The 6,730-nt window shown below is 65.2% G+C and carries 8 protein-coding genes (1 of these 8 running past the window's edge); 7 read left to right on the forward strand and 1 reads right to left on the reverse strand.

Going from position 1 to position 6,730, the window contains the following annotated elements; genetic code table 11:
* Positions 1 to 2 precede the first annotated feature (2 nt).
* From OYT95_RS31270 to OYT95_RS31295, 6 genes are all read left to right on the forward strand, one after another.
* Positions 3 to 830 (forward strand): F0F1 ATP synthase subunit delta, encoded by an 828-nt coding sequence (locus OYT95_RS31270; RefSeq protein ID WP_174233739.1) that lies wholly within the window; start codon positions 3 to 5, stop codon positions 828 to 830.
* A 62-nt stretch (positions 831 to 892) separates the two neighbouring features.
* Complete coding sequence (gene atpA / locus OYT95_RS31275; RefSeq protein ID WP_005252958.1) at positions 893 to 2,536, forward strand: F0F1 ATP synthase subunit alpha; 1,644 nt, start codon at positions 893 to 895, stop codon at positions 2,534 to 2,536.
* 48 nt (positions 2,537 to 2,584) lie between these two features.
* Complete coding sequence (locus tag OYT95_RS31280; protein ID WP_005252959.1) at positions 2,585 to 3,565, forward strand: F0F1 ATP synthase subunit gamma; 981 nt, start codon at positions 2,585 to 2,587, stop codon at positions 3,563 to 3,565.
* A gap of 3 nt (positions 3,566 to 3,568) precedes the next feature.
* Complete coding sequence (atpD, locus tag OYT95_RS31285; protein ID WP_005252960.1) at positions 3,569 to 5,020, forward strand: F0F1 ATP synthase subunit beta; 1,452 nt, start codon at positions 3,569 to 3,571, stop codon at positions 5,018 to 5,020.
* Positions 5,021 to 5,026: 6 nt separating this feature from the next.
* Positions 5,027 to 5,395: a F0F1 ATP synthase subunit epsilon gene (locus OYT95_RS31290; RefSeq protein WP_037238887.1), complete on the forward strand. Its 369-nt coding sequence runs from the start codon at positions 5,027 to 5,029 to the stop codon at positions 5,393 to 5,395.
* Between the two features lie 48 nt (positions 5,396 to 5,443).
* The gene (locus OYT95_RS31295) at positions 5,444 to 5,866 is read left to right on the forward strand and encodes a DUF2550 domain-containing protein (RefSeq protein WP_037238889.1); all 423 of its coding nucleotides are present in this window, start codon (positions 5,444 to 5,446) and stop codon (positions 5,864 to 5,866) included.
* Here OYT95_RS31295 and OYT95_RS31300 read toward each other — a convergent pair whose 3' ends face one another.
* Positions 5,867 to 6,442, reverse strand: coding sequence for a cob(I)yrinic acid a,c-diamide adenosyltransferase (locus OYT95_RS31300; RefSeq protein ID WP_037238890.1), 576 nt, complete (start codon positions 6,440 to 6,442; stop codon positions 5,867 to 5,869).
* Between the two features lie 54 nt (positions 6,443 to 6,496).
* Here OYT95_RS31300 and murA point away from each other — a divergent pair, with 54 nt between their 5' ends.
* Positions 6,497 to 6,730: the 5' portion of a UDP-N-acetylglucosamine 1-carboxyvinyltransferase gene (gene murA, locus OYT95_RS31305; protein ID WP_037238892.1), read on the forward strand. Its footprint extends 1,041 nt past the window's final position; only the first 234 of its 1,275 coding nucleotides appear in the window; its start codon is at positions 6,497 to 6,499; its stop codon lies beyond the right edge, outside the window.

Below are 6,730 nucleotides of genomic sequence, written 5' to 3' on the forward strand. Positions count from 1 at the left end.
CCATGTACGCAGCGAGCCGTGAGGCCTTGACGCAGACCCGTGCTGCGTTGTCTTCGGCCTTGGGATCCGTCTCTGCCGGAGCAGCCACAGCGGCCGCGGCCCAGATCGGGGCCGAGCTGTTCTCGGTCGTCGAGATCCTGGACGAGCAGCGCACTCTCCGGAGTGCCCTGTCGGACACCTCGACGCCCGGGAGCGTTCGCGAAGGTCTGGCCGAGCAGGTATTCGGTGGCAAGGTCTCGGCCGAGACCCTCGCCGTCCTGAAGGCGGCGGTGGGCCAGGACTGGTCCGTCACCTCCGACCTGCTCAACTCGCTGGTGCTCGTCGGTCGGGAATCGCTGCTGAAGGCAGCGGCCGATCAGGGACAGCTCGACGACGTCGAGGACGAACTCTTCCGCCTCGGCCGCATCGTTGCCGGTGACCCGAAGCTCGAGCAGGCACTGTCCGACCGTTCCGTACCGGCGAAGAGGAAGCGCGAACTGCTCTCCAAGCTGCTGTACGGCAAGGTCACCGCTGTCGCCGAGGCGCTGGCGAACCAGGCAGTGGGCCGGTTGAAGAACTCCGCACCCGCGGACGCCTTCGACGAACTGTCGAATCTGGCAGCAGCACAGCGGGAAGCAGTTGTCGCCAAGGTGCGCAGCGCTGCTCCGCTGTCCAGTGAGCAGTCTGATCGGCTGACCGCCACCCTCACCCGTACCTACGGGAAGCCGGTGACGGTTCACGTGGAGGTCGATCCTGAACTCCTCAGCGGCTTGGTCGTCCGGGTGGGCGACGAGGTGATCGACGGCAGCGGCGCGGGACGTCTCGCAGCGTTGCGGAAGTCCCTCAAGTAGTCCGCAACCGAACCCCATACCCCAGATCTTTTCGAAGACCAGACACCGAGAGCAGGAAAAACATGGCGGAGCTGACGATCTCCTCCGACGAGATCCGTAGTGCGATCGAGAACTACACCGCGAGCTACTCCCCGGAGGCCTCCCGCGAAGAGGTCGGCCTTGTGACCGACACCAGCGACGGCATCGCGCACGTCAGTGGCCTGCCTTCGGCGATGGCCAACGAACTGCTGGAGTTCCCCGGCGGAATTCTGGGTGTCGCGCTCAACCTGGATGCCACCGAGATCGGTGCCGTCATCCTGGGCGATTACGAGAACATCCAGGAAGGCCAGGAAGTCAAGCGGACCGGCGACGTGCTGTCGGTACCCGTCGGCGACGCCTTCCTCGGCCGCGTCATCAACCCGCTCGGCCAGCCGATCGACGGCCTGGGCGAGATCGAGAGCAACGAGACCCGCGCCCTCGAACTGCAGGCTGCCTCGGTGCTCGAGCGTCAGCCCGTCGAGGAGCCGCTGCAGACCGGTATCAAGGCCATCGACGCGATGACCCCGATCGGTCGCGGACAGCGTCAGCTCGTCATCGGCGACCGTAAGACGGGCAAGACCGCCGTCTGCATCGACGCGATCCTGAACCAGAAGGCCAATTGGGAGACCGGCGACGAGAAGCAGCAGGTTCGCTGCATCTACGTCGCGATCGGCCAGAAGGGCTCCACCATCGCGGGCGTCAAGGCTGCCCTCGAGGAGCAGGGCGCGATGGAGTACACCACCATCGTCGCCGCCCCGGCCTCCGACTCCGCCGGTTTCAAGTGGCTCGCGCCCTACACCGGCTCCGCCATCGGCCAGCACTGGATGTACCAGGGCAAGCACGTCCTGGTCGTGTTCGACGACCTGACCAAGCAGGCCGAGGCGTACCGCGCCATCTCGCTGCTGCTGCGCCGCCCGCCGGGACGTGAGGCATACCCCGGTGACGTCTTCTACCTGCACTCCCGCCTGCTGGAGCGTTCGGCCAAGCTGTCCGACGCCCTGGGTGGAGGCTCGCTGACCGCGCTGCCGATCATCGAGACCAAGGCCAACGACGTCTCGGCCTACATCCCGACCAACGTCATCTCCATCACCGACGGTCAGGTGTTCCTCGAGTCGGACCTGTTCAACAAGGGTGTCCGCCCCGCCATCAACGTCGGCATCTCGGTGTCCCGAGTCGGTGGCGCCGCGCAGACCAAGGGCATGAAGAAGGTCTCCGGTTCGCTGCGTCTGGAGCTGGCCCAGTTCCGTGAGCTCGAGGCGTTCTCCGCCTTCGCCTCCGACCTGGACGCCGCCTCGAAGGCACAGCTCGAGCGTGGTGCCCGCCTGGTGGAGCTGCTCAAGCAGGATCAGTACAGCCCGATCCCCGTCGAGGACCAGATCGTGTCGATCTACCTCGCCGGCGAAGGTGTCTTCGACAGCGTGCCCGTCGGTGACGTCCGCCGCTTCGAGGCCGAGCTGCTCGACGAGCTGCACCGCACCGCCTCCGGCGTGTACGAGAGCATCAAGGGTGGCAAGGCCCTCGACGCCGACAACGCCAAGGCACTGGTCGAGGCCACCGACAAGTTCAAGGAAACCTTCATCGCGTCCGACGGAAGCCGGGTCGTGAACGAGGCCGAGGCTGAAGCTCTGGACGCCGGCGAGGTCGGCCACGAGCAGATCAACGTCAAGCGCACCACCGTCAGCAAGTGAGCGGCCTGCCCATGATGCTGCGAAACATGAAGGGAGAGTGATCGATCGATGGCAAGCATTCTCGAACTGAGGTCTCGCATCAAGTCGGTCAACTCGACCAAGAAGATCACCAAGGCCCAGGAACTGATCGCGACCTCGCGAATCACGAAGGCGCAGTCGCGCGTCGCCGCGGCAAAGCCGTACGCCGAGGAGATCACGAAGGTTCTGTCGGAGCTGGCGAGCGCGTCGGCTTCGCTGGATCACCCGTTGCTCAACGAGCGCACCGATCCCAAGCGTGCCGCCGTCCTGGTCGTCACCAGCGACCGCGGTATGTGCGGCGGATACAACTCCAACGTCCTCAAGGAGGCCGAGGAGCTGTTCCAGCTGCTGCGCAGCGAGGGCAAGGATCCGGTCATCTACGTGCTCGGATCCAAGGGCCTGGGGTACTACACGTTCCGTGGCCGCGACTTGGGAGGTGCGTGGACCGGGTTCTCCCAGGATCCGGGCTACTCCGACGCTGCCAAGGCGAGCCGGCACCTGGTCGACCTGTTCATGGCCGGATCCGGCTCGGAGGTCCCTGCGCCGAACGGCGAGGGCACCATCGAAGGCGTCGACGAGCTGCATATCGTCTACACCCGCTTCGTGTCGATGCTGACCCAGTCTCCCGAGGTTCGCCGCATGGCTCCCCTCGAGGTGATGGTCTCCGAGGAGCACGTCGAACTCGGCGAGGACATGCTGTCGAACGGTCACGGGTCCAGCGACTCGGAACCGGTCGCCGGATACAACTTCGAGCCGGAACCCGACAAGTTGCTCGGTGCCCTGCTGCCGAAGTACATCAGCACCCGCATCTACTCCTCGCTGCTGGATGCTGCGGCGTCGGAGTCGGCTGCCCGTCGTACGGCGATGAAGGCCGCGACGGACAACGCAAACGAACTGGTGAACACGTTGAGCCGTCAGGCAAACCAGGCTCGCCAGGCCCAGATCACCCAGGAAATCAGCGAGATCGTCGGCGGCGCGAATGCGCTTGCCTCGAGCGCAGGAAGTGACTAAGCAATGACCGCAGCAGTAACCGAAAACAACGGGGCAGGCTCGGGTTCCTCCGTCGCCGGCCGCGTCGTGCGGGTCATCGGTCCCGTCGTGGACGTTGAATTCCCGCGTGGCGCTATTCCTGAACTGTTCAACGCCCTGCACGCCGAGATCACGCTCCCCTCGGTCGCCAAGACGCTGACCCTCGAGGTCGCACAGCACCTCGGCGACAACCTGGTGCGCACCGTCTCGATGCAGCCCACCGACGGCCTGATCCGCGGCACCTCGGTGTCCGACACGGGCAAGCCGATCTCGGTTCCCGTCGGTGACGTCGTCAAGGGCCACGTGTTCAACGCACTGGGCGACTGCCTCGACGCTCCCGGCACGGGTCGCGACGGCGAGCAGTGGGGCATCCACCGCAAGCCACCGGCCTTCGACCAGCTCGAGGGCAAGACGGAGATCCTCGAGACCGGTATCAAGGTCATCGACCTCCTCACCCCGTACGTCAAGGGTGGAAAGATCGGTCTGTTCGGTGGTGCCGGTGTCGGCAAGACCGTTCTGATCCAGGAAATGATCACCCGTATCGCCCGCGAGTTCTCCGGAACCTCGGTGTTCGCAGGCGTCGGTGAGCGCACCCGTGAGGGCACCGACCTTCACCTCGAGATGGAAGAGATGGGCGTCCTTCAGGACACGGCCCTTGTCTTCGGCCAGATGGACGAGCCGCCGGGAACGCGTATGCGCGTCGCCCTGTCCGCGCTGACCATGGCGGAGTACTTCCGCGATGTCCAGGGCCAGGACGTGCTGCTGTTCATCGACAACATCTTCCGTTTCACCCAGGCCGGTTCCGAGGTGTCGACCCTGCTCGGTCGTATGCCTTCGGCCGTGGGTTACCAGCCGACCCTGGCTGACGAGATGGGCGAGCTGCAGGAGCGCATCACCTCGACGCGAGGCCGCTCCATCACGTCGCTGCAGGCGATCTACGTCCCCGCCGACGACTACACCGACCCGGCGCCGGCAACGACGTTCGCGCACCTCGATGCCACCACCGAGCTGTCGCGTCCGATCTCGCAGATGGGTATCTACCCCGCTGTGGACCCGCTGACCTCCACCTCCCGCATCCTGGAGCCCGGCATCGTCGGTGCCGAGCACTTCCGGGTTGCCAACGAGGTCAAGCGCATCCTGCAGAAGTACAAGGAACTGCAGGACATCATCGCCATCCTCGGTATGGACGAGCTGCAGGAAGAGGACAAGGTGCTCGTCGGCCGTGCCCGCCGTCTGCAGAAGTTCCTCGGCCAGAACTTCATCGTCGCCGAGAAGTTCACCGGTGAGCCCGGCTCCGTGGTGCCGCTCCGCGACACCATCGAGGCGTTCGACCGCATCTGCAAGGGCGAGTTCGATCACCTGCCCGAGCAGGCGTTCAACAGCTGTGGTGGACTCGACGACGTCGAGGCTGCAGCCAAGAAGATCGCCGGGAAGTAGTCGACGATGGCTGAGATGACCGTGGAACTTGTCGCCGTGGAGCGACGGTTGTGGTCTGGTTCGGCGACTCTCGTCAGCGCACAGACGACCGAGGGCGAGATCGGTGTCATGCCTGGGCATGAGCCGGTTCTCGGACAGCTGGTCGAGGCCGGAGTGGTTGCGATCACGACGGCCGACGGTGAGCGTATCGTCGCTGCTGTGCACGGCGGATTCCTGTCCGTGACCGCGAAGACAGTCACGATCCTCGCCGAGTCAGCCGACTTGGCCGAGGACATCGATGTGGAAGCGGCCAAGGCCGTGCTCTCGGAGAGTGGAGACGATCTCGAGGCGATTGCTGTCGCCAAGGGTCGGATCCGCGCTGTAGAGCGCGCTTAGGCTGCACGAGAAAGACCGCGACGGAGCCGACGAACAGTGACAATCGGAATGACTGTGTTGATCATTCTGGTTGTGCTGCTCGCGGCCTTCGTCGCGGTTTTTCTGTATCGGCTTGCAGTACTGCGCCGCGGTGGCACCGCGGCGATCCTCCGGGTGACGCCTGCCCCGGGGGACACCGGGTGGCGTCACGGCGTCATCCGCTACGGCGAGGGTTCTCTCGTCTTCTTCAAATTGTCGAGTTTGCGTCCCGGCCCTGATTCGCGCATCGAACGCCAGGGCATCGAAGTCGCAGGTCGTCGCAGCCCGGAGGGCTCCGAATTCGACATCATGTCCGAGGAAATCGTCATCCTGTCGGTCAAGGACCGTGGTAGCTCGTACGAGATCGCATTGGACGGGGGAGCGTTGACCGCGTTCCTCTCCTGGGTCGAATCGCGGCCGTCCGGCCGATCGGTTCGCGGTCGCCGACTCTGATCAGGACTTCCCGGCTCCCGGCTTCCAGAGCACGTCGCCCTCAGGGTTCGCGAGCCGACTGACAATGAACAGCAGGTCCGACAGCCGGTTGAGGTATTTCGCCGGAAGGACGTTGGTCGTCTCCGGGTTCGCGTCGACCGCCGCCCACGCGGAGCGCTCGGCACGCCGGGTCACGGTCCGCGCCACGTGCAGTAGAGCACCGAGTGCCGTGCCGCCGGGGAGAATGAAGGAATTCAGCGGCGCCAGGCGTTCGTTCAGTTCGTCGCACCAGCGCTCGAGACGGTCGATGTACTCGTCGGAGATGCGCAGCGGCGGGTACTTCGGTTCGGCCTCCACCGGGGTGGACAGGTCGGCGCCGGCGTCGAACAGGTCGTTCTGGATCTGCCGCAGGATCGACCGGATCTCCTCGGGCGGGTCGCCCAACGCCACCGCGACACCGATCGAGGCGTTCGCCTCGTCGCAGTCGGCGTAGGCGATCAGCCGCGGATCGTTCTTCGACACACGGGAGAAATCGCTGAGTCCGGTGGTCCCGTCGTCGCCGGTCCGGGTGTAGATCTTGGTGAGGTGTACGGCCATAGCGTTACGGTACCGGCCTCCGGGGTCGGCATCCCTGGCTCTAGGCTGTGTTCTGTGAGCGAACGCTTCCTTGTCACCGGCGGTAACCGCCTCGTAGGTGAAGTGTCTGTCGGGGGCGCGAAGAACAGCGTTCTCAAGCTGATGGCGGCAGCGCTGTTGGCTGAGGGCACCACAACTGTCACCAACTGTCCGGACATCCTCGATGTCCCTTTGATGGCCGACGTCCTGCGCGGCCTCGGCTGCGAGGTGGACCTCGACGATTCCATCGTCCGGATCACCACACCCGCG

The organism is Rhodococcus sp. JS3073 (assembly GCF_026810085.1).
Taxonomy (GTDB): Bacteria; Actinomycetota; Actinomycetes; order Mycobacteriales; family Mycobacteriaceae; genus Rhodococcus_F; species Rhodococcus_F wratislaviensis.